The following is a 24,038-nucleotide window of genomic DNA, read 5'->3' on the forward strand; positions in this document are numbered from 1 at the left end:
CTCAGATTTCTCACTTCTAATTATCACTATCTTCTCATTGCCTGTGGTTGTGAACCATGGTTATCGCAATTGGTTATATTATAAGAAAATCTAATAATCAAAATAAAGGAAGATAATATGGTGTTGTTGAATACATCATATACTGAATAATATCTTTAAATAAAAAAATAGGTAATTGCAATTACTAAAAATTAAACCATGTCACTTAGACAGAAACTAAGATTCTTCACTTAGGCTCAGAATGACAGCTAGGTGGTTTGGAAGAGATTCTTTTATAATCCTTAATATAAAATTTTTTTATATTAAGGATTATAAAGTTTTGCAATCGCCTTAATACTAAAAACAACGGGGGGATAAAATGAAAATTATTGACAATAAAGGGCTTGACTGTCCACAGCCTGTTATAAATACCAAAAAAGCTATTGAAAACGGATTGCCTGTGTTATGTATCGTTGATAATAAAATTGCTCGGGATAACGTTGCTAAACTTTGTAAGAAAATGGGGTTAGAAACTTTGTGTGAAACAAAAGATAATGCATTTCATCTAACTATCGGTGAAAACTTAAAGACATCTGATAAAAAACCGCAGATAGAAACAGCCGGCAAACACTTAATAATAAAAAGTGATAAATTTGGCCAAGGGGATGATGTGTTAGGAAATGCTTTGATGAAGTCCTTCTTTTTCACTTTAACTGAAACAAAGCCTTATCCTAAAAGGATCTCCTTTGTAAATAGTGGAGTACGCTTAGCATGTGAAGGATCTGAAGTGTTAGAGGCTTTAAAAGAACTGCAGCAAAAAGGAACAGAAATAGCAAGCTGCGGTGCATGTTTAGATTTTTATAAGATAAAAGATGAGCTAGCAGAAGGGGAAATAACAAATATGTATGATATCGTGGAAGCTATTAACGATATAGATACTGTTAGCATATAAATAAAGGATAAAACGTTTTTAACAAAACAACATTAACGGCGAAACTGCTTACATTCATACTAAAAATGTAAGCAGTTTTTTAAATAATACTAAAAAAATTTATATTTTAGCAGGAATTTATTTCAACATGTCGAATAAGAATAATAATAGGAAAGATTCCTATTTACTAAAAATTTAAAAAGGAGATGAACTAATGAATCTAAAAGGAAGTAAAACAGAAAAAAATCTATGGGAAGCTTTTTCGGGGGAGTCTCAAGCTAGAAATAAGTATGACTACTGGGCTAAAGTAGCTAAAAAGGAAGGCTATGAGCAAATTGCAGGCCTATTTGAAGAAACAGCCCATAACGAAAAGGCTCACGCCAAACAAATTTTCAAATATTTAAATGGAATTACCACTACAACAGATCATCTAAAGGCAGCAGCGGAGGGTGAAAACTATGAGTGGACCACAATGTATAATGAATTTGAAAAAACAGCTAGGGAAGAAGGGTTTGACAAAATAGCTGACTTCTTTAAAGAAGTAGCGGAAGTTGAAGAAGAACACGAAAAACGCTACAGACACTTATTAAAAATGGTAGAAGAGGGTAAAGTATTTAAAAGAGAAGAAAAAATTGAGTGGAAATGTAGAAATTGTGGATATGTTCACGCAGGCACTACGCCGCCAGAACTTTGTCCAGCATGTTTCCACAGTAAGGCCCATTATGAAGAGCTTTGTAGAAATTACTAAAGGAGGAATTAATATGTATAAATGTACTGTTTGTAATTATCTAAATGCTGAAGGTGAAGCACCACAAAAATGTCCTAAATGTGGAGCCCCTCAAGAGAAGTTTGAAAAGCTAGCAAAGGAGCACGCTGACAAAATAACTAGAAGCCGTCATTCAAACTACTTATTAAAAGATTTAATAACTTCTATGGAAACAATTAATGACATAGCAGAACAAGGAATCGATGACGACCTTGATCCAGGATGTAGAAAATTGTTTACGGAAGCCAAAGAAAGTGCAGAATTTTTGCGTCAAACTGCTTTGGCGGAGATTGAGAATCATATAGGTAAGGGTAAGTGGGGCTAGGATAGCCAGGCTGCTTATAAGCACCTATCTTCGTTGTTACAATTTACGCCCCAGAGCAGTCACGTATTATTTATACGCTCCCGCCCTGTGCCGCAAATTGCGCCTAGAACCTAGGCACTTCTAATCAGCCTGGTTGGGTCTTGTAAGCACCTATCTTCGTTGTTACAATTTACGCCCCAGAGCAGTCACGTATTATTTATACGCTCCCGCCCTGTGCCGCAAATTGCGCCTAGAACCTAGGCACTTCTAATACAGCCTAGGGTTTTAAACCCTAGCCAATGTAAAACACAATAATCCTCGGGGAATGAATTCCCCTCTACGGTAGACATCCATCACCACTCGTAGCAGGTAATTCATTGCCTGCGTAAATGACATCACAAATTGGTTGCCTGGACATACTCTACTTCTAATCAGCCTGGTGGGGGCTTGTAAGCACCTATCTTCGTTGCTGCAAAAAATTCCAGATTTCTCACGTATTTTATACGCTGGGGTCCTGGGATTTTTTTGCGCCTAGAATCTATGCACTTCTAATACAGCCTAGGGTTTTAAATCCCTTACCCTAGCCAATGTAAAACACAATAATCCTCGGGGAATGAATTCCCCTCTACGGTAGCCATCACATCACCACCTTGTCGTAGCAGGTAATTCATTGCCTGCGGAAATAACATCACAAATTGATTGCCTAGACATACTCTAAGCATAGCCATGAATAACATAACAATTCTAACCTAAGCAATTTCTAGTAAGCTAGAGAGTTAATTGTACTTACCTCAGATTTCTCACTTCTAATTACCACTATCTCAGGTAATTCATAGCCTGCGTAAATGACATCGCAAATTGAATGCAAGGTATACTCAAGCATAGTCCATGAACAAGATGATAATCCCCGGGGAATGAATTCCCCTCTACGGTAGACACCTATCACCACCTTGTCGTAGCAGGTAATTCATTGCCTGCGTAAATGACATCACAATTGATTGCCTGGACATACTCTACTTCTAATCAGCCTGGTGGGGGCTTGTAAGCACCTATCTTCGTTGGTGCAAAAAATTCCAGATTCCTCACGTATTTTATACGCTGGGGTCCTGGGATTTTTTTGCGCCTAGAATCTATGCACTTCTAATACAGCCTAGGGTTTTAAATCCCTTACCCTAGCCAATGTAAAACACAATAATCCCCGGGGAATGAATTCCCCTCTACTACGGTAGCCATCACATCACCACCTTGTCGTAGCAGTTAATTCATTGCCTGCGTAAATGACATCACAAATTGATTGCCTGGACATACTCTACCCTAGTCCATGAAAAACACAATAATCCCCGGGGAATGAATTCCCCTCTACTACAGTAGACATCACATTACCACCTTGTCGTAGCAGTTAATTCATTGCCTGCGTAAATGACATCACAAATTGATTGCCTGGACATACTCTAGCATAGCCATGAATAACATAACAATTCTAACCTAAGCAATTTCTAGTAAGCTAGAGAGTTCATTGTACCAACCTCCGACTTCTCACTTCTAATTACCACTATTTCAGGTAATTCATTGCCTGCGTAAATGACATCACAATTGATTGCCTGGACATACTCTAAGCATAGCCATGAACAACATAACAGTTCTAAAACCTAAGCATTTCTAGTGAGCTAGAGAGTTCATTGTACTTACCTCCGACTTCTCACTTCTAATTACCACTATCTCAGGTAATTCATTGCATGCGGAAATGTTATCGCAAGTTAATGTAAAAACTATCTGGGGAAATAGTCCTAGAAAAAAGGCATTATCCCAAAACTAGCTTAATATTTATTGTTAATCCCCTAGTGTTAGGAGGAGAAAGTCGTTTTTGGTCGAATAGTTATATTAATAGGAAAATAAAGACAAAGGAGTGAGATGATGAAGGAAAAGGTTTTGGATATGAAAGATACTATAACCCAATGGCGGCGTTATTTTCATCAATATCCTGGGGTTGGTTTTGACTTGGAAGAAACTGCTGTAAGAATAGAACAAGAATTAGATAAAATGGGAATTACAAACAGGGAGCGCTTTGCCTATACAGGCATTGCAGCTTTAATAGAGGGAAATGGTAGCACTAACAAAACTATAGGTTTAAGAGCTGATACCGATGGATTGCCAATAAAGCAAGGAAACGATGTGCCTTATAAATCAAAGATAGATGGTAAAATGCATGCATGTGGCCATGATGCCCATATAGCCATGGCTTTAGGAGTAGCTAAATACTTTACCGAAAACAAAGAGGAACTAGACGGGAACTTAGTGTTAATTTTTCAGCCGGGGGAAGAAGGGTATGGAGGAGCTCAAGCTATGTTGGATGATGGCCTTTATGAAAAATATCCCTTTGAAGCAGTTTTTGGTTGCCATGTTGGCTCTATTTTTCCTGATGTTAAATATAATCAGGTTGGTTTAAGTGCTAAGCCTACAATGGCTGCAGCGGTAGAATTTTCTTTGGATATTCATGGAAAAGGAGGTCATGGCGCAGTCCCGCAAGAAACTGTTGATCCAGTGGTGGTTTCCGCCCATGTAATAACTGCTTTGCAGACAATTAAAAGTAGAAGATTGGCTCCCACTGATAATGCCATAGTAACTATTGGGGATATAAAGGGTGGGTCAGCTCCTAACATAATTCCAGATAAAGTTACACTAAAGGGAACTGCTAGGTACTTAACCGATGATGTGGGAAAGAACATATACAGTAGTATAGATGAAATTGCAAAGGGAGTAACAGCAGCATTTGGAGGAAGCTACAAGTTGATGTTCAAGGACCCGTATCCACCTGTAAAAAATGATGATGAGTTGGTATCATGGGCTAAACGACAACTAACCGATGATATGGAGCCTGGTGAAATTGTTGAAATTGAAAAACCAAGCATGGGTGGAGAAGATGTGGCTGTGTTTTTAAGAAAAGTCCCTGGAATTTTCTTTTTTCTAGGTACAAACAATAGCACTAAAGAAACTAGTTATCCTCATCACCACTATAAGTTTGATATCGATGATAGTTTGTTGTGGAAGGGAACAAATATATTTGTTACTTTGTGCAAAAATTATTATAGAAGGTGAAACTTTTTTGTAAAATGAGCGTCTATATATAAAAGAGGGTTAGCTGGTTAATTGAAAATTCTTCGGTTTAGATTAAAATGTTATTTTCACTATGTAGTTGGGGGATTTTTAAGAGCTGTTATTTCATGTTGTAGAGTTTAGAGTTCTGAATCGTTTGCAACAATCAACCAGTATGGATAATTTTGCTGATTAAAGATCCATAGATAATGCATTTTATAAAATTATATTAAATAAAAATCATAATAGGGTATAGCTTAAAAGAGAGGGGAGGGGGAAGGCGTGAAGTCTACTCCTATACTTGGGGTAATCTCCATCGCGTTTATATTTATATTATTGGCAACAAGTCTTGGTAATTCAGATGTGGCAGAACCAGAGCTACAGTCTATGCGAGTAGAGTCTTCACTAGATAGATATGGGTCTGAAGAGGTAATCCATGTTAATATTAAAAACATAAGCGACAATAAAATACTCTTCGGGGATAATTTTATGGGGTTGAAAATGTTTGAGAGGCTTTCAGCAGAACGGTGGGAGAGGTATTATCCAGATGTTGATATTAAAAATACAATAACTAGCCTCGAGCCTAAAGAAGAAGTAGACTTAGAGATAAGGTGTGTAGGCATAGAACCTGGTGAATATAAGTTGGTTTTTGAAGGGTGGGAAAAAGGTAACCACAATTCTATTATAAGTCAAGATGTTGATGTAATAATAACACCTTATCCAAAAATAAAAGTTGAAAGCGAAAAAACAGATTATAGGCCTAGGGATACTATAGAACTAACTGTTATAAATGATAGGCTTCAGGATATAACTTTTCCCGATAGCACATTAGGCATGGAACTTTATATTCAAGATGGAGATGAGTGGGTATTGATTCCATCGCCTATGTATAAAGATTACATTGAGCTTGTGTTAAGCCCAGGCCAGATGTATGAACTTTCTATACCACCTTTAAGAGGAACAGGAAGATATAAATTCATGTTTTATGGTGTAGATTCCGAAGACAGGGTTATCACAGCGGAGAAGGAAATATCTATAAAAAGAAGATAAATTAAGGAGCTAAACTTGGCAAAACCAAGTTTAGCTCCTTAATTTATAAACCTGTTTATTATACTGAAAATAAATGCTAAGATACCACTTGCTACTAACGGTCCCACTGCAACTCCTTGAAAAAAGGAGACTCCAATAATGGTGCCACCTATTAAAGCTGGAACTAAGTCTGGGTTGGTATCCATCAGAGTAACTCCTTCTCTGGCCAGGTATGTAGCAAAGCACCCCATCAATAACGCAGAAAATCCTACAGGAGTTTTGACATTATTGTATATTTCTATTATTGAAACTTTGCCTGACGCAAAGGGAGCTAAAATCGCCGCTGTTAAAAAAACAATTGACCATTTAAGACCTTGTTGGTCTAGCCATTCGATGGCAGTATTTAATCGCAACAGTTTAAGCGCCAACAAAATAGCAACAGCATAAGCAACAGACTGGTTTTGAGTAAAAATGGCTAATACTAAGATTGCAATAAGAATAATGATTCCCTCATTAATCATAAAGACTCCTCCCTTGGTATATTAGATTTGATGTATTTATCAAGTTGGGAATTTTAGCATTGAGTTGATTCTATCTACCAATACTTACTGTATTTCTTTAGAATTTGCACAAGGGGAATGCCTAATCCTAGGATTATTATGGTTTGGCTTACAAATATTGATAGTACCGTAGGTAAGAAGGGTACTGTAAAAGCAAAGTATAAAATTAAAGGAATAAAAATGGCATTTAACACTATGGGAAAGGTATATGCAATTTTCGACTTTCTAAAATTGTAGGTTAATATCGCTGCAATCAATGTGATTAAACTTCCGCCCAAAATATCCAGAATATGAGCACCTGCTAATAAATTTGCCAGAAAACAACCTACAAAAAGGCCGATAATGGATTGGGGCATAATTATTGGAAGTACAGTAAGAGCTTCTGCTATTCTAAACTGTATTGGGCCCATAGTAAACTGTGCAAAAGGAGCAGTTAAAACTATGTATATGGCGGCAACCATCCCTCCCATGGCTAACCCTTTTGTAGAAAACATATCTTTCATATTAAAACCTCCAAACATTATTATTCAATAAATTAACACCATTTTTTAAAATGGTGTTAATTATTCCATGCTATGTTATTTTACCACAGATTTAAATCAGTTACACCAAAAGTTAGGTATTTGAGGAAAGCTCAACTACATCTCGGTCTTTAAGCTCATGGTCATGGTTAACCCATTGTCCATCAAATTTAGCAGAACCCCATACTCTAGCTTTCTCTAGATTAGCTGCTATATCTTTATGAATCTGTTCAGCAAGCTCGATAATAGTGCTACCTCTTGGCAATATAAAAGGTTTTGAAAAATCAGGTTCTTTTCCAGGAGCTTTAGTATAAATTCTAATAACTTCAAGCTTTTTAAACAAAGTATTTGCTAGTCCGTCTAGTCCCCAAGACGACTTAACTGAGATCTTATGAAATGTAGGAAAATCATCGACGAGGTCTTGTGCAATTTGATAATTTTCTTCTGCTTCTGAGCAATCAAACTTATTACCAATCCATAGTATATTTGAAGGTTTAAGACCTTGAACACCAGGAGTGTTACTGTGATTTATAATTCTTTTTTCATTTAATAGGTTTTGAATACTAGGAATATGTTCAATGCAGTCGCCATCAGTAAAGTCCACCATAATAATAAGTAAGTTAGAATTTTTTATTCCTGTAGTAAAATCCCCTGAAATACCTTGCGGGTCGATGGGGGGAGTGTCAACTAATTGAATAAAAACATCTTCATAAGGTAACATTCCCACAATAGGAGTAAAGGTGGAAAAGGGGTAAGGTTGTTCTTCTGTTTTTGCTGCCGTTAGTTTTCCCACCAGTGCAGATTTGCCTGAGTTAGGATACCCCAATAAAAAAACTTGGCCTGCACCTTGTTTTTCTATCACAAACGGGCTTATTTTCTTTTTACTACCACCTTTATCCTCACTTTTTTTTAGTTTTGATAACTTTTTCTTAAGCTCTCCTTGGATTTTTTCTGTGCCTTTGTGTTTTGGAATAACAGCAAGCATTTCTTCGAGATGAGCGATTTTTTCATCATTTGTCTTTGCTTTTTTATATGCCTCTTCTGCGGCATAATATTGGGGTGTTAGGTTTGCAGCCATATTTTTACACCTCTCTACCAATAGACTTAATAAAATATATTCCACACTTTTGAAGCTTTTCCTTCCAATTTAGTCATGTTTATTTTCAAGTTACATATAAACATGGTGGGAGGGATAAATATTGATAGAAAAAAAAGAAAAACTAAAAGTAGAGGAGTATTATATTAATAACTTTGTCAACTTAAACTTAAATAGGGTCTTAAAAAAAGAAGTTTTAAGCGACAAGTTTTTGTGTATGTTTGCAAGTCTTTTGCCGTGGGAGGATGTGCTAAAATATCAAGCTCCCAGTCCAAATACCATAAAATATTGTATAAAAGCAAAAAGCGTAATCTTTCCCGTTAAAGATAGAGCTGTAGTTTGCTTAAAAAACAACAAAAAATTGCCTGATTATCAAAAAAGGTATCTAATAAAGCTTATAAAAAGGGAACAACCCTACTAGTATAGAAATAAAACAATAAGGTGGTTGCAATGGAAGGTTTAAATTAGCTAGCGTATTAAATTGTAAAACGTTGTTATAGGGGGTAAAATAAATATTATAGAAATCGGCCAGAGGTGAAATGGGCAAATTCGTGAAGTTATAAAAAGTCACATCAGTAAAATTCCGAATGGTCCAACAATCAGCGAAGAAACTTCGTTGATTGAATCTAATTTTTGTAGATTTCAATCATACTTGAGCGGTTCGAGAATTTCTTTAAAATTATTTATAGAAAAGTTTTTATATCAGGCATTGTGTAGTTTTTGCAATCGCCTAAAATCATATGGAAAGAGGGAGGTTTTGCATGGATTGGTTTATTAGTTGGTCTACTCTTTTTCTTATAATAGTAATATTTTTATCAGTTGTTTTACTTTTACAAAACCGAAAACCCTCGCGGACCTTGGCATGGATTTTAGTTCTTATCTTTTTTCCTGTGGTAGGCGTCTTGTTATATCTTTATCTAGGGCAAACTCACCGAAAGAAAAAGACCTTTCTAAAAAAGCGAAAGTCAGACTATAAGGCAGTTGAAAAGTTGTTAAAAGACAACATACCATTAGTAAAGCATAATGAGTATGTACAAAAGCTTTCCAATTATTCAATAGTAAAAAAAATGATACCTCTTTTTGTAAATAGCAGCCACTCACCTTTAACAACTGACAATAATGCACAGGTTCTGCAAAATGGCTCCACTGCTTTTGATGAAATGCTAAAAAGCATCCACAAAGCTAAAAGTCATGTTCACCTAGAGTTTTTTATCATAAAGGATAGTAAGATTGGTAGGGATTTTCAACAGGCATTAATAAAAAAAGCAAAAGAGGGAGTTAAGGTACGTGTTATTTATGATGCTGTGGGAAGTTGGAAACTAAGGAAATCTTTTTTAAAGCCTTTAAAGGATGCTGGTGTAGAAGTTAAAGCATTCTTGCCTGTTACCTTACCATTTTTTGGTGAAAAATTAAATTACAGGAATCATCGTAAGATATTAGTAGTTGACGGTAAAGAAGGATTTTTAGGTGGATTAAACATAGGGGATGAATATTTAGGAAAAAGCCCAAAGCGAGGGTTTTGGAGAGACACTCATCTTAAAGTGGAAGGTTCGGCAGTTTATGTTCTTCAAACTATTTTTCTCAGGGACTGGCAATTTGTTTCTAAGCAAAACTTTGAGGTTAATACTAAAAAATACTACCCGCCTATAAAAAGCACCGGTCGGGTATCGATGCAAATAGTTTCAAGTGGTCCTGATTCTTACTGGGCAGGTATCCAACAGGGATATTTTACTGCTATAGCTAATGCAAAAGAAAAGGTATATATTACCACTCCATATTTAATACCCGATGAAAGTATTTTAGTTGCTCTTAAAACGGCAGCTTTAGCGGGAGTTGATGTTAGAATATTGGTTCCCAGTAAGCCTGACCATAAAACGGTTTTTTGGGCATCCAAGTCACACTTTCAAGAATTGTTGGAGTCGGGGGTTAGAATATATCAGTATCAAAAAGGGTTTGTTCACGGCAAAGTGATAATAGTGGATGACCAATTTACCTCTATTGGTTCTGCTAATCTAGATATAAGGAGTTTTGAGCTTTCATTTGAAGTTAATGCTTTTATGTATGAAAAGGAAATCTGCAAGCAAACTACTGAGGACTATTTTCAGGATTTGGAAAATAGTAAAGAGGTAAGCTTAAATGAATATCTTAAAAGACCCATTTCTAATAAAATTAAAGAGTCCTTAGCAAAACTATTTTCTCCCTTGATGTAGAAAGATATTACGCAGGTTAATTAGATATAAATTTCATTCAACTAATGTTTAGAGAAAGTATAAAGCTGAAAACTTGACTAGATATATATATTTCCAGTAAACTGTATGTACAATAAAAAATTCTTATCGAGAGCGGTGGAGGGAAGGGCCCGATGAAACCCAGCAACCTTTTTTTTGGTGCTAAATCCCTCAGAGTTTTACTCTGAAAGATAAGAGCCCAGTCTCTTTTAAAGTTAGAGTTTTTTATTGTAAAAACCAGTATAATATGAGGAGGTTTTTACAAATGACAAAAAAATATTTATTTACTTCAGAATCGGTAACAGAAGGACATCCTGATAAGATAGCCGATCAAATTTCCGATTCAATTTTGGACGAGATTCTAGCAAAGGACCCCGATGCTAGAGTAGCAGCTGAAACAACAGTTTCCACCGGATTAGTGCTTGTCTCTGGAGAAATTAGCACTAAATGTTACGTGGACATTCCCAAAATAGTTAGAAAAACCATAGCTGGTATCGGCTATACCAGGGCAAAGTATGGGTTTGATAGTGAGACATGTGCAGTTCTTACTGCTATTGATGAACAGTCCCCAGACATAGCCCAAGGGGTAGATAAAGCATTAGAATTAAGAGAAGGACGGGGAGAAAAAGAAGATGAAATTGGAGCAGGAGACCAGGGAATGATGTTTGGTTTTGCTTGTGATGAAACCCCGGAGCTTATGCCGTTACCTATTTCTTTAGCGCATAAATTATCTGAAAAGCTTACCTTTGAAAGAAAAAAAGGTGAACTGGAATATTTAAGACCCGATGGCAAGACTCAGGTTACCGTTGAGTACAAAGAAGGCGAGCCTGTCAGAGTGGACACTGTTGTTGTTTCAACACAGCATTGTGCAGAAACAACCTTAGACAAACTTAAAGAAGATGTTATCGATAAAATTATAAAACCTACAATCCCAGAAAAATATTTAGATGAAAAAACAAAATACTTTGTTAACCCAACAGGAAAATTTGTTATCGGTGGACCTCAGGGTGACGCAGGCTTAACCGGCAGAAAAATTATTGTAGATACTTACGGTGGTTACTCACGACATGGTGGAGGAGCGTTTTCCGGTAAAGACGCTACAAAAGTTGATCGTTCAGCAGCTTATGCAGCTAGATACGTAGCAAAAAATATTGTGGCAGCTGGACTTGCTAGAAAATGCGAAATACAACTAGCCTATGCAATTGGCGTGGCAAAACCAGTTTCGTTGATGGTGGACACTTTCGGCACCGAAAAAATAGAATCAGAAAAGATTATTGAAGCGGTAAAGAAGGTTTTTGATTTAAGACCAGCGGCAATAATTAAAGAGCTTAAGTTAAACCGTCCAATTTTTAAAAACACCTCTGTATACGGCCACTTTGGTCGGGAGGAAAAAGATTTTACGTGGGAAAAAACAGACAAAGCAGAGTTGCTAAAAAAAGAATTAGGACTATAGACTGATGCCCCAGCAATGCTGGGGCTATTTTTATATCTAAGGTTATGCAGGAAATTGACGATATATGTAGAAAAAGACATAGGGAGTAGAGGTGAGATATTTGGATTTTTGTAACCAAGATTTAAATCAGATAACTGATAGAGTAGTTAAAACCATCGAACAAGGTAAAAGTGATATCTTTGAGATAGCAGAAAAAGCTAGAGGAGAAGAAGCGATAGTAGTTCAACAATTAACTACTATTAAAAAGGAAGTTAATGAAATTATAGACGAAGTGGATAGAACTGAAGTAAAGGAAAAAAAAGCAAGATTACGGCTGATGGAAGTAAGTAAAAGATTTGAACAACACACTCAGGAAAATATTCAGGCCGCTTATGAAGTAGCCCATAACTTAAATATTAAACTATTCAGCCTTAGACAGAAAGAGCAGGCCTTGATTGAAAAACGCAATGAGCTAGAGCAACGTTTAAGCTCGATTAAGGAAATGGTACAGCGAGCAGAAAGGGTTGCCGCCCACGTTTCTTCAGCTTTTGATTATCTGGTAAACAACTTATACAGTGTACGTCATCAACTTGCTAACTTTCAACAAGCTAAAAATGTAGGTTATAAAATTATCGAAGCGCAAGAAATTGAGCGCAAACGTTTGGCGCGAGACATACATGATGGCCCGGCGCAAAGCTTAGCAAATCTAACCTTAGGCGCCGAGATATGGGAACATGAAGTTAACAGAAATCATACCAAAACAAAAGAGTGCTTTGATAACATTAAAAGCGAATCTAGAAAAATTTTAACGGAAATTAGAAGAATAATTTATCAATTAAGGCCTATGACCTTAGATGATTTAGGTTTAGTACCTACTATTAACAGATTTTGTGAAGATTTTAATGAACAGAACAAAGTACAGCTAGAATTTGTGTCTTTTGGAGAAAGAAAGATAGAGAAAAATATTGAAGTGACTTTATATAGAATTGTACAAGAAGCAGTGCAAAACATGTTAAAACATAGTGAAGCCACCCGTGGTATTATTAAATTAGATTTAAGTAATAAAGTAACACTTTTGATTAGAGATAATGGAAAGGGTTTTTGTCCAGAGAATGTGCTAGGAGATTTAAAAGCTGAAAAATTTGGCCTTCTGGGAATGAAAGAGCGGGTTAATCTTTTGGGAGGAGAATTTGAAATTAAGTCTTCTCCTGGAAAAGGAACTTCCATAAATGTTGTTATTGATATAAAAAATCATAGGGAGGAATATTATGAAGAACTTAATAAAAGTAGCAGTGGTTGAAGATCATGGTATGATTAGGGCAGGGATAGTTAACCTTTTGGAAAGAGAAGATGATATCGAAATAGTGGCAGAAGGAGAAAATGGACAAGAGGCAATAGATATTGTTAAAAACTGCAACCCCGATGTTTTGCTAATGGATATAAACATGCCGGTTTTAAGTGGCATAGAAGCTACGGAAAAAATAAAACAGGATTTTCCTGAAATTAAGATTATTATGCTTACGATACATGACGGTGAAGAGTACATATATAAAGCTGTAAATTTAGGAGCAGAAGGTTATGTATTAAAAGATGCTGGGAAAGAGGTATTAATCTCAGGTGTAAGAAACGTATATTCGGGGGATGCATTTATTTCACCTAAAGTTACAAAAAAAATATTTAAAGGATTTAAACAGCTTTACCAAAAACCTAATTGCAGAAAAGATCCTCAACAAGTGTACAATTTTAGCAAGCGAGAATGGGAAGTTTATCAGCTAATGGCTAAGGGAAATAGCAACAAGGAGATAGCGTGGTCCCTTAATATAACTGAAAAAACGGTGAAAAATCATGTAAGTAGTTTATTTAAAAAAATGGGGGTTTATGATAGAACTCAAGCGGTTATAAAAGGAATAAAAGAAGGGTTAGTAGAGGTATAAATTTTTGGTACATAAGCCTAACTTTTGCATATAGTAAAGCAAGAGGTGAGGCTGATGATGGGAAAGATAATTTTACTGCTATTAGCTTTGTATGGATTTTGGTCTATTCTTAATGCAATTTATGAAAAGAAACTATCAACAAAAAAATCAAACGCCAATTTATCAGTGTTATTAATCACCAGTAACTGGGAAGAAAAAGCTGAGAAAGTTATAAGATATTTAGCAAATCAAAACTATTTTAATAGGCATCCTTTAACTCCGGCAGATGTGGTAGTGATTGATAAAGGCTCTAAAGATAATACATTGCAAATACTTAAACAACTAGCTAGAAACTATTCCTTTTTAAAAGTGATCGATGGCAAAAAAAATAATTATTCCAAAATTCTCCAATATGGCAAAGAAAAGTGCCATGGTGAGGTTGTAATACTTTTCGACCAAGATGATTTTAGCAGCTTAGAAGAACTAGAAAAGGCTATCAAATTTTACTTTAGTTATCCTAATTGTAAACTTTCTGGTTCAAATGAAAACTAATAATAAAAGGCATAAAGCTCTTTCCTTTAAGGGAGGAGTTTTTTTATGATTAAAATGTTACAAAATTCGGTAATAATATAGTAATTGTCTAGTAATAAAAATTTCTGTATGGTAAAATAAATTAAGAATTTAGTGGGGGGATTCTATGGACAAGCTCAAAGGATTTAAGTGGTTTATAGCCTTTACAGGAATGGCATGGTTGTTAACTGTTACAGCACTATCGGAGTACTCTTTACGAGATCATTTCTTGGAAGTGGTTCTTTTTACTTTTTTAGCTGTGGTAGTAGAAAGGATTCATATACCATTGCCTAAGGGGCATGTTTCATTTTCACTTATCTTTATTTTATGGGCCTTTTCTGTTTTCGGACATGTTTTTTACGCCTTATGGGCATTGCTTTTAGGCATTTTTATAAATCAGTTTTTCTTAATTGGCAGAAAAATTCACGACGTTTTATTTAACATTGGAATGGTTGCTATTACAATTTTGGCATCTAATCACCTTTTTCACTTGCTCGGGGGAAACTGGGGAGATATCAGCTTTGCAAATACCTGGCCCATTATGGGGATGTTAGCAGCGATGTTTTTGTTAAATCATATATGCTTATTCTTTTTATATAAATTAATGGAGCCTTCATACACAATTTTTAATATAGTAAAAGATGCTAGATGGGACTTGATAACATACCTTATAACAGTCCCTGCAGGAATATTGATGGCTTATTTGCACAGAGAAATAAACTTTTTTGGTGGATTACTATTATTTATACCTATTATAACTTCCTCATATATTTTTAGATTATATAAAAAGTTAGACAACATACATGCCCGTATGAAAGGTCTATCTACTGTTGCAGCGGAAATTAACGGTAATTTAGATGTAAGTAAAACGTTAAGCTCCATAGGAGATGTATGTATTAGAATTTTAAACCTAGATTCTTTTTATATATTTTTAGCAAAGCATAACGATGAACTAACGGCGGTATACAGCAAAGGCGAGATGGATGAGTTTTTACAGGAGCAAAATATTGCATTAGGTCAGGGAATTACAGGAAAAGTAGCACAAAGTAAAAAAAGCATATTAATAAAGGATACCAGTAAAGATAACAGGGTTTTTACCATCCCTGGTCAAGAAAAAGGAGCTATGATATCAGTTCCTTTAACAAGGGGTGGAAAAACAATAGGGGTCATGACAGCTGTTAAGTATCAACCCTTCACATTAGATAATGAGGAACTACAGATTCTTGAGATTATCGCTTCTCAGTCAGCGGTAGCTTTGGATAATGCCAAACTATATGAACAAATGGAAAACTTAACCCAAGTGGATGAATTGACTAAAACATACAATTACAGATATTTTCAAAAGCGTTTGGAATTAGAGGTGCAGAACTCAATGCAGTCCAATCAGCCTGTCAGTTTAATGGTCATTGATTTGGATAATTTTAAGCGAATAAATGATGTTTACGGTCACGAAGTAGGAAATAAAGTTTTGACAGAGCTAGCTGGAGTTCTCAAAGATATTATTAGGAAAAAAGATGTTTTAGCCCGTTATGGCGGTGATGAGTTTGTAATAATCTTTACTAAAACATCTAAAAAATCAGCGGAAAAGGTGGGAAAAAGAGTTTTACAATCCTTGACTAATTATAGGTTTAAATGTAAAGGTAAATTTGAAAAAATAACTTTTAGCGCTGGCATAGCAGAGTATCCAAATGATGCAGACGATAGTTTAGATCTAATGCGAAAGGCTGATCGTACCATGTACACCGGTTCTAAATACAAAGGAAAGTCCAAAGTGGCAGTTTTTAACAAATAAAATGGCAGAGATAAAAAATCTCTGTCATTTATTTTTGTGTCAGAACAGTTAGCACGGGGATTATAATTTAATAATGATTTGTCAAAACATAAGTAAAGTTTTTAAAAACTAATATGAAAGTTATATAAAGCTACAAGATGTTATGGTAAACCCGTCACTATAAAAGGAAATTTGCAGCTTTTTCTTTGCCTACACTTTTAGGCATAATTAAATTACCTAGGAATACACAAACAGCCGGTTGGGATAGGAGAAAAAGTGAAGGACAATAAAGATTTAATTAGCTTGGTGGAAAAAGGAATCTATTACTTTATCAATCATTACAGCATAAATTATCAGGATCAACAGGACGTATATAACAATTGCATAATTAAAATACTTGAAAGTTACCCTGAGTATGATTCAAGCAGAGGTGTCCCCCTCAATTACTATCTGATGGCAAAGATTCGAGGGGAGGTAAAAAAGTGGATAAGAAAAAATAACAGAGAGATACCAACTCAGATAAATATCCAAAAGGAGTCTGACTGGGGAGGACCAGCTGAACAATTTGAAAAAAAATTTAACACCAAAATGTTATTAACTGCCATTGGAAAGCTTTCTGGTAGACAACGGCAAGTTCTAACTTTAAAGTATTTTCATTATTATACTTATAAAGAAATAGCTGATTATCTCAGTATAAACTACCAAACAGTTGTAAAGCACCATAATAGAGGGGTAAGTGCCCTTAGGAAAAAAATAAAGTAATGTGTGGTAAAAAATCACCTGTAATTGCAAATGTATATTGAAGGAGGTGAATGATATGCCAATTACAGTGATGCCCTTAAGCACTAGTATGCGCCTGCGTTATGAAGGTGGCACCGACGAGGAGGGAAATCCCATTTACATCAATAGAAGTTATAGCAGAATAAAAGTAGAGTCTTTAGACGAAGAGTTCTATGATGTAGCGGTGGCCCTTTCATCTTTGCAACAACATCCTTTGGCAAAAGTAAGACGGGTTGATGAGCATGCTCTATCGTAAAAAAATTAAAAGGAGGTATTTAGATGCCAACAGTTAACTTGCAGCTTGTATTTAGAAACGAAGAAGGCAACCAAACCACTTTGTCAGTGAGAGACCCAATTCAACCAGTAGATAGTGAGCAAGTAGAACAAGTTATGGACGAAATAATTCAAAAGAACGTTTTTGACAGTACTGGAGGAGATCTTGTGGGAAAAGTAGCTGCACGGCTAGTTTCCAGAGAAATTGAAGAAATATTGTAGAGTTTAGGCAGGGGATTTCCCCTGCCTTTTTTATTATCTTTTAAAGGAGTGGACCCCATGGAAAGCTTAGGTGATGCTATAGCAAACTTTGGTTTCCCCATAGCTATTACCATTTATTTGTTGGTCAGGATGGAAAAAAGAGTTGAAAGGCTAACCGAAAGTATATATGAACTAGCAAAAACAATTTCAGCCCAAAGGTAAATTTAAACCATAAAAAGTTGACTGCGAACATATGTTCTGGTAAAATATAGTTACGAGGAGGAATAAGTATGCAAAAAATACCGGTTGAGAAGATGTCTAGTAACTTACTAGCTTTACAACCACAGTACCTAGATGGCATAGGAAAAGTTACAAAAGTATATCTAAATGATGAGATTCTAATCTTAAAAAACAAGCCGGATACTTTAGTAACTAACATAGCTGGTTATTTAGGTACTGATTTGGCGGCTCTTAAAAAGTTTTGTAGTCATAGGTTGGCTGCAAAGAATTCACTTCCCCTCCCCTTGACGCCGTCTTTGCTACTTATTCCCCTTAGAATGATAAAACCAAAGTTTGCAAATGATAGAGCAACAGGGTACATAAACTTATTTGCTATAGAGGATATACAAGAAAGAAAAGGCAGTACGGCAATTATTTTAACTGGAAACAATGAAGTTATGTCCACACAAAAATTTAAAACAGTAAAAATTCATTTAGTTTATGCTAGATTAATTTACAGAGAGTGGCAGAGCCATTATATTAATCCTTACGTGAAGGAGGTAGATGAAACCTTATACAATACTGCCAAACTAGATTTGATAAGAAAATTGATGGAAAGCTAATGATGATTTAGTGACAATCCCTCAGGTTATTCATACTGTGTAACATGAAGTGATTTGGGGGGATTGTTTTGGAACAAGGTGGAACAAAATCAATCAAAGTTTTTGTTTTTGCCGGTTTGTTACTGGTTGCGGTACTTTTGGCCATTGAACCTTCAAAAAATACCGATATTTTTGTAGCGCAAAGAGGGGATAGTTCAACAATGAGATTTATAACAGAAGATATGTCTTTTGCAGATTCTAGTGTTTTGGATAAAAGTTTGCAGCCTCAGCCTCAAAAAGCAAATAAGGAAATTTCTTCTGACCGAGGAAACAAAGGTAAGCAACAGGATGTTACTAAAAAACAGAAACAAACTGAAGCTAACTCAGAAAAACAGGATGATGATAGTAAAATAAATTCTAAAAAAATCCCAGTAAACCATATAGATACTACTGAAAAAAAAGTGGCTTTAACTTTTGACGACGGCCCAAATCCACAAACCTTGCCACAGAAACTTGAAATTTTGGAGAAATATGATGTTTCTGCCACTTTTTTTGTTCTTGGCACCAATGCAAAGAACAACAAGCACTTCTTGCAAAAGATACAAAACAATGGGCATCAAGTGGCAAACCATTCCTATGACCATCAAAGGTTTTCAGAATTTAGCTACTCTGAAACTATAGACGATATGTTAAAAACAGAACGAATAATAGACAACTATAGTGCAGGAAGATATTTTAGGCCTCCCTATGGGGTTTATACAGATACAACTCTTAGAGCGGCCTATGATCATGGATTTGAGGTGGTTTTGTGGAGCGTAGATCCCAGGGATTGGGAAGCACAATGTTCTAATCGAGTAAAAGAGAACGTTGTAAACAACACAAAACCTGGGGGAATAATTCTTCTCCATGAAGGGCATCAAGTAACTTTAGAAGCACTTCCTTGGATTATTGAAAAGCTATTATCAGAGGGATATCAATTTGTAACTATTGACGAATTATTTAAACAGCATTAATCGAAACCTTAATCCTAAAGTCATCTAGGCTTGGGATTTTTTATTTAATTCTAGCTTTCACACAAAAACGTCTCTAGTAGGGAAGAGGAAATCCTAATGATTAAAACTTCTGAAGGTAAATATAGGACTTTAGGAATATTATGAAGGAATTTATAAATTTATGTCGAAAGACTATATAATATTGAGGAAAGGTGCTGTCGTTTAATGATTTTAAAGGACAAGCTTTTTTCTGCTTTCTTTCCCAGCATAACTGTTTGTATTGGTTGTAAAACTAAGGTAGAAGATATATCCTTGCCGTTATGTAACAGTTGTCATAAAGAGGTCGATTACTATAACCTAGAAACTATATGTTATCGTTGTGGAAGGGTATATCATGGAGGAAAATGTCCGGCCCCTAATATTGGTAAAGTCATGGCTTTAGCCCCCTATAGAGGGTACTGGAAAGAAGCTTTAAACCTATTTAAGTTTAAAAATAACCGTTATTTAGCAGAGGGATTTAGCAAAAAAGCGGTTAGTTTTCTACCCAATCACATCATGGAAGATATAGATTTAATTACCTTTGTACCTGTGACGGCGCAGGGATTAAAAGAAAGAGGGTTTGACCAAAGCTATCTTTTGGCAAAAAAGCTATCTAAAAAAACCAACATTCCTTATATTAACTCCCTAGTTAAAAATGATACACGTTCACCGCAGCGTTTTTTAGATAGGAGAGAAAGGTTTAAAAACTGGGATGGGGTGATAACGGTTGTAAATAAAGATAAGATAAAAGGGAAAAAACTTTTGATTTTAGATGATGTTTATACAACAGGAAGCACCCTTTTCCACTGTGCTAATGCTTTAAAGGGTGCGGGAGCAATTGAAATAACAGCATTTACACTAGCAAATTAAGGAGGGAAAATCTATGACTGTGTCAAATTGCCCTAGATGCGGGAAAATGTTCAGAAAAATAAAAAAGAGTATTTGTCCTAAGTGTGTTGCCGAAGAGGACAAAGAATATGAAATCGTGCGAGAGTTTCTATATGACAATCCGGGAGCAGGGATTCAAGACATAACAGAATCTACTGGAATCTCTGAAGACCGTATAATTAAGTTTTTGAGAGAGGATAGGTTGGTAAACATCAACAAAGATAGTTTACTGTTAGATTGTGAGAGCTGTGGTACAGCCATAAGCAGTGGAAGGTACTGCGAGCAGTGCAAAGTTCGTTTGGAAAGTGACATTCGCGGTGTGGTTGGAGGCAAAAGAGGGGAAGAAAGGCTTGCTGGTTCATATCACTCAAAGAGGATTAAAAGAGATTAACTAAAAAACTTAAAGGAACTTGCAAAATTCCTTTAAGTTTTTTTTGTTTTTAACGATATATATAATATAATGACAATACCTTGTATTTTTGAGGAGGAAAATTCATGAAGATTGTAGGCGTAAATGGCGTGCAAGCGGCGTATAACAAAAAAGGCACTATAAAAAACGAGAGTGATTTTAAAAATGGAGAGATAAAAAAGGCCGCTTCTTTAAATGTTTCACAAAAAGCAAAAGATTTATCGATTGCTAAAAAGGCTCTAGCCGAAGGTGACGATATTAGAACAAAAAAGGTTAACACTATAAAGGAAAAGTTAGATACAGGAACCTATGAAGTTGATACAAAGGAATTGGCAGCAAAAATGCTATCTAAAAGTTGGGGGAAATAAATATGGTCCAAAAATATTTAGATAAAATGTTGGATAAGCTGGAAGAGCAGATAAGCCTTTATGGGAAATTATTAAAAATAACGGAAAAAAAGAGGGATACCTTAGTTCAAAATGCTATGGAGCAACTGGAGGAAGTTGTGGAAATAGAAACAAAGTTAGTAAAGGAAATAGCTGACGTGGAACAAGAGCGATATAGCCTTCAAAAACAATTGGCGGGGCAAATGAACGTTCCAGTTGAGGAGGTTGATACAGATAAGTTGGTTCCTCTATTAAATCCAGAACAAAAACAGAGGATGGATAAAGCAACCGATGACCTTAGAAAATCTTTGTCAGAGCTATCTATGCTCAATCAAACTAACAAAAAACTTTTGGAGCAGTCTTTACAAATGGTTCAGTATTCAATAAATTATATAGCTGGCGAACAAAATAGTGAGAAAACATATTCTAAAAAGCCGAATAAAAAAAGAAGCGGCGGTAAATTCATGGATATACAAGCATAGGAGGAGAAAAATTATGCGTTCAACTTTTTCAGGATTGGAGTTGTCTCGTAGGGCGTTAATGACCCAACAATCAGCAGTTAATGTGGTAGGTCATAACGTGGCCAATGCAAACACTCCAGGTTATTCACGACAGGAAGTAGTAACTTCTGCGACAGGACCCTATACAAGTCCTTCCAATGTTAGACCTACAGGAGCTGGGCAAATTGGTAGTGGTGTAGAAATAAAGTCCATTGAAAGACAGTTTGACAGTCACATAGCGGCACAGTATCGCTTGGAAAACAGCCTACAATCTCAGTGGGAACAAAAATATAGCTCCATGGATCAAATCGAAGCTATATTTAATGAGCCTTCTGACAGTAGTTTAAGGAAGACGGTGGATGAATTTTGGTCTGCTTTGCAGCAACTTACTACAGAGCCCACTGAGTTATCTTCACGAGCTTTAGTTCGTCAATCTGCCACATCGATGGTCAACACTTTTCAAACTATGGATAGGCAGTTGGAGCAGGTGAGCACTGACTTAGACGAATCTATTAGGGCGGAAGCTAATCAGATAAACTCTACACTAAAGCAGATAGAAGACTTAAACAAACGAATTGTTAAAATAAATGCTATGGGAGATAGTCCTAACGACCTTATGGACCAGCGAGATTTGTTAATAGATGACCTAACTGAAGTGTTAAATGTAAATGTAATAGAACATGCAAACGGTGATTTAACTGTTACTTTTCCCAGTGAAAATGGTGAAGATATTCAGTTGATTGACACTGTAAGCAGTGGGAACTCAGTAGCAGAGTTATCTTATAACACTACTGATAATGATCCAGGGATTTTAACTGTAGTTCCTGCAGGAGAGGAAGAATTTGTAGATATAAGCAGGGAAGAAGTAACCCAAGGTAAAATCAAGGGTATGTTTGATTCCCAAGATGCAGTTGAACGTTATCAAGGTGAACTTCAAACCTATGCCACTAGTTATACAGAGGCCATTAACGAGCAACATCGCCAAGGTTTTGATTTAAATGGAAGTTCAGGTCAGGATTTCTTTGTCGGTACCGATGACATTTCTACGCTGGCGATAAACCCTGAAATTAACGAGGATTTAAGTTTAATTGCAGCAGCTGGTCCTCAAAGTTTAACTCCAATAGATGGCGATGGGAATCCTACTGAACCTTTATCTTACAATGAAGATGGTGAGCTAGTGGATGTGGATGGAAACATTGTAACCGATGTAGAGGGGAAAATTGCATCGGGAGAACTAGTTTTTGCTAAAGGCGATGGTGAAAACGCAAAAGCCATGGCTGAGTTACGCCATGAGCTTGCTATGGAACATCAGGGAACTGAAGTCACTTTTGATGGATACTATCGCTCAGTGATAGCAGAATTAGGAATAGAGACTGACGAATCATTTCAAATGATGGAAAATCAAAAGGCTTTAGCCAACCAGTTTGATATGCGACAAGAGCAGATTAGGGGAGTTTCCTTAGATGAGGAAATGACAAAAATGATTCAATACCAACATAGCTATGTAGCGGCGTCTAGGTTTACAAACACAATTGATGAAATGATAGACACTATAGTAAATCGCTTAGGCATAGTAGGAAGATAGGGGGAAGATAAATGCGAGTAACCAGTAATTATCTTATGAAAAACATGCTTAACAACTTATCCCGTAACAACCGAAGGTTAAATGAGGTAACACAACAGGTGTCTACGGGTAAAAGAATAAACAAGCCTTCAGACGATCCAGGTGATGTGGTTCGTAGTTTGCGTATTCGTACAGAAATTAACGAAATGGAACAGTATAAAAAAAATGTAGATATGGCTCGTTCCCTTTTGGAGTACAGTGATGAAGCGTTGGATAATGTAGGACAAGCACTACATAGGGCCAATGAGCTTGCAATCCAGGGTAAAAATGGCACATATGATCCTCAGCAGAGAGAAATGATGGCAGAAGAAATAAATGGAATATTAAATGATGTATTTGATGCTTCTAACACTCAATTTTCCAACAGATACTTGTTCTCAGGTACAGGCACAGAGCAGCCTTTTGAAGCTGTGTACAGGGACGATGGTAAAATTGAAGAAGTCAATTTTAACGCCAATAGTCAGCCGCGAAACTTTGAACTGGGAGTTGGGCAAAGTATTAACGCAGGGGCCGATGGTGAAATGATTTTTGAACCTATACTAAATGGATTGATTGAAGTAAGGGATGGATTGGAACAGGATTCTTTAGAAGATATAGAAAGTGGTTTTAACACGATGCAGGGTGCCAAGGATAATTTATTAATGCAGCGAGCTGATTTAGGGGCTAGAGTAAACCAACTAGATCTTGTAGAAAGTAGAATGTTGGATGGAGATATTAACCTTAAAAAATTTAAATCCGACATAGAGGATGTGGATATGGCTGAATCAATCATGCACTTATCCAATATAGAAGCATTACATCAAGCTAGCCTAAATGTTACAGCTAGAATAATTCAGCCAAGTCTTGTAGACTTTTTAAGATAGTAATAAATACTTTAAGACGCACTTTGTGCGTCTTACTGTTAACTTTAGCGACTAATAGATGGAGTGATT

Annotated in this window: 28 protein-coding genes and 1 riboswitch; of the genes, 24 read left to right on the top strand and 4 right to left on the bottom strand. The window is 36.0% G+C overall.

What is annotated here, in order from left to right; translation table 11 throughout:
- Positions 1–358: 358 nt before the first annotated feature.
- The 3 genes from yedF (at position 359) to PRVXT_RS02385 (ending at position 2,001) form a co-directional block, all read left to right on the top strand.
- Positions 359–931, top strand: a complete 573-nt coding sequence (gene yedF / locus PRVXT_RS02375) for a sulfurtransferase-like selenium metabolism protein YedF (RefSeq protein WP_350344100.1) — start codon at positions 359–361, stop codon at positions 929–931.
- Positions 932–1,124: 193 nt separating this feature from the next.
- A complete protein-coding gene (gene rbr / locus PRVXT_RS02380; protein WP_350344101.1) occupies positions 1,125–1,658 on the top strand; it encodes a rubrerythrin in 534 nt (177 codons plus the stop codon).
- 13 nt (positions 1,659–1,671) lie between these two features.
- Positions 1,672–2,001 carry a rubredoxin-like domain-containing protein gene (locus PRVXT_RS02385; RefSeq protein ID WP_350344102.1) on the top strand — a complete coding sequence of 110 codons (330 nt, stop codon included), beginning with the start codon at positions 1,672–1,674 and terminating at the stop codon, positions 1,999–2,001.
- Positions 2,002–2,555: 554 nt separating this feature from the next.
- Here the strand turns inward: PRVXT_RS02385 and PRVXT_RS02390 are convergent.
- Positions 2,556–2,702, bottom strand: a complete 147-nt coding sequence (locus PRVXT_RS02390; protein ID WP_350344103.1) for a hypothetical protein — start codon at positions 2,700–2,702, stop codon at positions 2,556–2,558.
- Between the two features lie 1,192 nt (positions 2,703–3,894).
- Between PRVXT_RS02390 and PRVXT_RS02395 the strand changes: the two genes are divergently transcribed.
- The gene (locus PRVXT_RS02395; RefSeq protein ID WP_350344104.1) at positions 3,895–5,076 is read left to right on the top strand and encodes a M20 metallopeptidase family protein; all 1,182 of its coding nucleotides are present in this window, start codon (positions 3,895–3,897) and stop codon (positions 5,074–5,076) included.
- 279 nt (positions 5,077–5,355) lie between these two features.
- Complete coding sequence (locus PRVXT_RS02400) at positions 5,356–6,123, top strand: hypothetical protein (RefSeq protein WP_350344105.1); 768 nt, start codon at positions 5,356–5,358, stop codon at positions 6,121–6,123.
- 38 nt (positions 6,124–6,161) lie between these two features.
- Here the strand turns inward: PRVXT_RS02400 and PRVXT_RS02405 are convergent, their stop codons facing one another.
- The 3 genes from PRVXT_RS02405 to PRVXT_RS02415 form a co-directional block, all read right to left on the bottom strand.
- A complete protein-coding gene (locus PRVXT_RS02405; protein ID WP_350344106.1) occupies positions 6,162–6,623 on the bottom strand; it encodes a DUF441 domain-containing protein in 462 nt (153 codons plus the stop codon).
- 74 nt (positions 6,624–6,697) lie between these two features.
- On the bottom strand, positions 6,698–7,165 hold the full coding sequence (locus PRVXT_RS02410; protein ID WP_350344107.1) for a QueT transporter family protein: 468 nt from the start codon (positions 7,163–7,165) through the stop codon (positions 6,698–6,700).
- 112 nt (positions 7,166–7,277) lie between these two features.
- Positions 7,278–8,261, bottom strand: coding sequence for a TGS domain-containing protein (locus PRVXT_RS02415; protein WP_350344108.1), 984 nt, complete (start codon positions 8,259–8,261; stop codon positions 7,278–7,280).
- Positions 8,262–8,382: 121 nt separating this feature from the next.
- On the opposite strand from PRVXT_RS02415, the gene PRVXT_RS02420 reads away from it, so the two are divergent.
- The 19 genes from PRVXT_RS02420 to flgL all read left to right on the top strand — a co-directional run bounded on the left by PRVXT_RS02420 (position 8,383) and on the right by flgL (position 23,969).
- Positions 8,383–8,700 carry a hypothetical protein gene (locus PRVXT_RS02420; RefSeq protein ID WP_350344109.1) on the top strand — a complete coding sequence of 106 codons (318 nt, stop codon included), beginning with the start codon at positions 8,383–8,385 and terminating at the stop codon, positions 8,698–8,700.
- Positions 8,701–9,040: 340 nt separating this feature from the next.
- Entirely contained in the window at positions 9,041–10,489 is a 1,449-nt protein-coding gene (gene cls / locus PRVXT_RS02425; RefSeq protein ID WP_350344110.1) for a cardiolipin synthase, read from the top strand.
- A gap of 120 nt (positions 10,490–10,609) precedes the next feature.
- Positions 10,610–10,705, top strand: a riboswitch (SAM riboswitch).
- 67 nt (positions 10,706–10,772) lie between these two features.
- A complete protein-coding gene (gene metK, locus PRVXT_RS02430) occupies positions 10,773–11,960 on the top strand; it encodes a methionine adenosyltransferase (RefSeq protein ID WP_350344111.1) in 1,188 nt (395 codons plus the stop codon).
- A gap of 100 nt (positions 11,961–12,060) precedes the next feature.
- Entirely contained in the window at positions 12,061–13,239 is a 1,179-nt protein-coding gene (locus PRVXT_RS02435; protein ID WP_350344112.1) for a sensor histidine kinase, read from the top strand.
- Complete coding sequence (locus PRVXT_RS02440) at positions 13,208–13,873, top strand: response regulator transcription factor (protein ID WP_350344113.1); 666 nt, start codon at positions 13,208–13,210, stop codon at positions 13,871–13,873. The genes PRVXT_RS02435 and PRVXT_RS02440 overlap by 32 nt, the downstream gene beginning before the upstream one ends.
- Positions 13,874–13,927: 54 nt before the next feature.
- Positions 13,928–14,404 (top strand): glycosyltransferase, encoded by a 477-nt coding sequence (locus PRVXT_RS02445; RefSeq protein ID WP_350344114.1) that lies wholly within the window; start codon positions 13,928–13,930, stop codon positions 14,402–14,404.
- Positions 14,405–14,549: 145 nt separating this feature from the next.
- Entirely contained in the window at positions 14,550–16,214 is a 1,665-nt protein-coding gene (locus PRVXT_RS02450; RefSeq protein WP_350344115.1) for a sensor domain-containing diguanylate cyclase, read from the top strand.
- Between the two features lie 255 nt (positions 16,215–16,469).
- Complete coding sequence (locus PRVXT_RS02455; RefSeq protein WP_350344116.1) at positions 16,470–16,955, top strand: sigma-70 family RNA polymerase sigma factor; 486 nt, start codon at positions 16,470–16,472, stop codon at positions 16,953–16,955.
- Positions 16,956–17,010: 55 nt separating this feature from the next.
- Positions 17,011–17,229: a DUF1659 domain-containing protein gene (locus PRVXT_RS02460; protein ID WP_350344117.1), complete on the top strand. Its 219-nt coding sequence runs from the start codon at positions 17,011–17,013 to the stop codon at positions 17,227–17,229.
- Between the two features lie 23 nt (positions 17,230–17,252).
- A complete protein-coding gene (locus tag PRVXT_RS02465; RefSeq protein ID WP_350344118.1) occupies positions 17,253–17,468 on the top strand; it encodes a DUF2922 domain-containing protein in 216 nt (71 codons plus the stop codon).
- Positions 17,469–17,525: 57 nt separating this feature from the next.
- A complete protein-coding gene (locus PRVXT_RS02470; protein WP_350344119.1) occupies positions 17,526–17,669 on the top strand; it encodes a YvrJ family protein in 144 nt (47 codons plus the stop codon).
- 68 nt (positions 17,670–17,737) lie between these two features.
- Positions 17,738–18,289, top strand: a complete 552-nt coding sequence (locus PRVXT_RS02475) for a hypothetical protein (RefSeq protein WP_350344120.1) — start codon at positions 17,738–17,740, stop codon at positions 18,287–18,289.
- Between the two features lie 68 nt (positions 18,290–18,357).
- On the top strand, positions 18,358–19,281 hold the full coding sequence (locus PRVXT_RS02480; RefSeq protein WP_350344121.1) for a polysaccharide deacetylase family protein: 924 nt from the start codon (positions 18,358–18,360) through the stop codon (positions 19,279–19,281).
- Between the two features lie 204 nt (positions 19,282–19,485).
- Positions 19,486–20,169 carry a ComF family protein gene (locus PRVXT_RS02485; protein ID WP_350344122.1) on the top strand — a complete coding sequence of 228 codons (684 nt, stop codon included), beginning with the start codon at positions 19,486–19,488 and terminating at the stop codon, positions 20,167–20,169.
- Positions 20,170–20,182: 13 nt separating this feature from the next.
- Positions 20,183–20,578 (top strand): hypothetical protein, encoded by a 396-nt coding sequence (locus PRVXT_RS02490; protein ID WP_350344123.1) that lies wholly within the window; start codon positions 20,183–20,185, stop codon positions 20,576–20,578.
- Positions 20,579–20,682: 104 nt separating this feature from the next.
- Positions 20,683–20,964: a flagellar biosynthesis anti-sigma factor FlgM gene (flgM, locus tag PRVXT_RS02495; RefSeq protein ID WP_350344124.1), complete on the top strand. Its 282-nt coding sequence runs from the start codon at positions 20,683–20,685 to the stop codon at positions 20,962–20,964.
- A 2-nt stretch (positions 20,965–20,966) separates the two neighbouring features.
- The gene (locus PRVXT_RS02500) at positions 20,967–21,464 is read left to right on the top strand and encodes a flagellar protein FlgN (RefSeq protein ID WP_350344125.1); all 498 of its coding nucleotides are present in this window, start codon (positions 20,967–20,969) and stop codon (positions 21,462–21,464) included.
- Between the two features lie 13 nt (positions 21,465–21,477).
- Positions 21,478–23,067: a flagellar hook-associated protein FlgK gene (gene flgK / locus PRVXT_RS02505; RefSeq protein WP_350344126.1), complete on the top strand. Its 1,590-nt coding sequence runs from the start codon at positions 21,478–21,480 to the stop codon at positions 23,065–23,067.
- A gap of 11 nt (positions 23,068–23,078) precedes the next feature.
- Positions 23,079–23,969, top strand: a complete 891-nt coding sequence (gene flgL / locus PRVXT_RS02510) for a flagellar hook-associated protein FlgL (RefSeq protein WP_350344127.1) — start codon at positions 23,079–23,081, stop codon at positions 23,967–23,969.
- Positions 23,970–24,038: the final 69 nt, after the last annotated feature.

Source organism: Proteinivorax tanatarense, assembly GCF_040267685.1.
Taxonomy (GTDB): domain Bacteria; phylum Bacillota; class Proteinivoracia; order Proteinivoracales; family Proteinivoracaceae; genus Proteinivorax; species Proteinivorax tanatarense.

Coding starts and splice junctions, on each gene's coding strand:
- yedF (WP_350344100.1), top strand. CDS start 359: ATGAAAATTATTGACAATAAAGGGCTTGACTGTCCACAGCCTGTTATA.
- rbr (WP_350344101.1), top strand. CDS start 1,125: ATGAATCTAAAAGGAAGTAAAACAGAAAAAAATCTATGGGAAGCTTTT.
- PRVXT_RS02385 (WP_350344102.1), top strand. CDS start 1,672: ATGTATAAATGTACTGTTTGTAATTATCTAAATGCTGAAGGTGAAGCA.
- PRVXT_RS02390 (WP_350344103.1), bottom strand. CDS start 2,702: ATGCTTAGAGTATGTCTAGGCAATCAATTTGTGATGTTATTTCCGCAG.
- PRVXT_RS02395 (WP_350344104.1), top strand. CDS start 3,895: ATGAAGGAAAAGGTTTTGGATATGAAAGATACTATAACCCAATGGCGG.
- PRVXT_RS02405 (WP_350344106.1), bottom strand. CDS start 6,623: ATGATTAATGAGGGAATCATTATTCTTATTGCAATCTTAGTATTAGCC.
- PRVXT_RS02410 (WP_350344107.1), bottom strand. CDS start 7,165: ATGAAAGATATGTTTTCTACAAAAGGGTTAGCCATGGGAGGGATGGTT.
- PRVXT_RS02415 (WP_350344108.1), bottom strand. CDS start 8,261: ATGGCTGCAAACCTAACACCCCAATATTATGCCGCAGAAGAGGCATAT.
- cls (WP_350344110.1), top strand. CDS start 9,041: ATGGATTGGTTTATTAGTTGGTCTACTCTTTTTCTTATAATAGTAATA.
- metK (WP_350344111.1), top strand. CDS start 10,773: ATGACAAAAAAATATTTATTTACTTCAGAATCGGTAACAGAAGGACAT.
- PRVXT_RS02440 (WP_350344113.1), top strand. CDS start 13,208: ATGAAGAACTTAATAAAAGTAGCAGTGGTTGAAGATCATGGTATGATT.
- PRVXT_RS02445 (WP_350344114.1), top strand. CDS start 13,928: ATGATGGGAAAGATAATTTTACTGCTATTAGCTTTGTATGGATTTTGG.
- PRVXT_RS02450 (WP_350344115.1), top strand. CDS start 14,550: ATGGACAAGCTCAAAGGATTTAAGTGGTTTATAGCCTTTACAGGAATG.
- PRVXT_RS02460 (WP_350344117.1), top strand. CDS start 17,011: ATGCCAATTACAGTGATGCCCTTAAGCACTAGTATGCGCCTGCGTTAT.
- PRVXT_RS02465 (WP_350344118.1), top strand. CDS start 17,253: ATGCCAACAGTTAACTTGCAGCTTGTATTTAGAAACGAAGAAGGCAAC.
- PRVXT_RS02470 (WP_350344119.1), top strand. CDS start 17,526: ATGGAAAGCTTAGGTGATGCTATAGCAAACTTTGGTTTCCCCATAGCT.
- PRVXT_RS02475 (WP_350344120.1), top strand. CDS start 17,738: ATGCAAAAAATACCGGTTGAGAAGATGTCTAGTAACTTACTAGCTTTA.
- PRVXT_RS02485 (WP_350344122.1), top strand. CDS start 19,486: ATGATTTTAAAGGACAAGCTTTTTTCTGCTTTCTTTCCCAGCATAACT.
- PRVXT_RS02490 (WP_350344123.1), top strand. CDS start 20,183: ATGACTGTGTCAAATTGCCCTAGATGCGGGAAAATGTTCAGAAAAATA.
- flgM (WP_350344124.1), top strand. CDS start 20,683: ATGAAGATTGTAGGCGTAAATGGCGTGCAAGCGGCGTATAACAAAAAA.
- PRVXT_RS02500 (WP_350344125.1), top strand. CDS start 20,967: ATGGTCCAAAAATATTTAGATAAAATGTTGGATAAGCTGGAAGAGCAG.
- flgK (WP_350344126.1), top strand. CDS start 21,478: ATGCGTTCAACTTTTTCAGGATTGGAGTTGTCTCGTAGGGCGTTAATG.
- flgL (WP_350344127.1), top strand. CDS start 23,079: ATGCGAGTAACCAGTAATTATCTTATGAAAAACATGCTTAACAACTTA.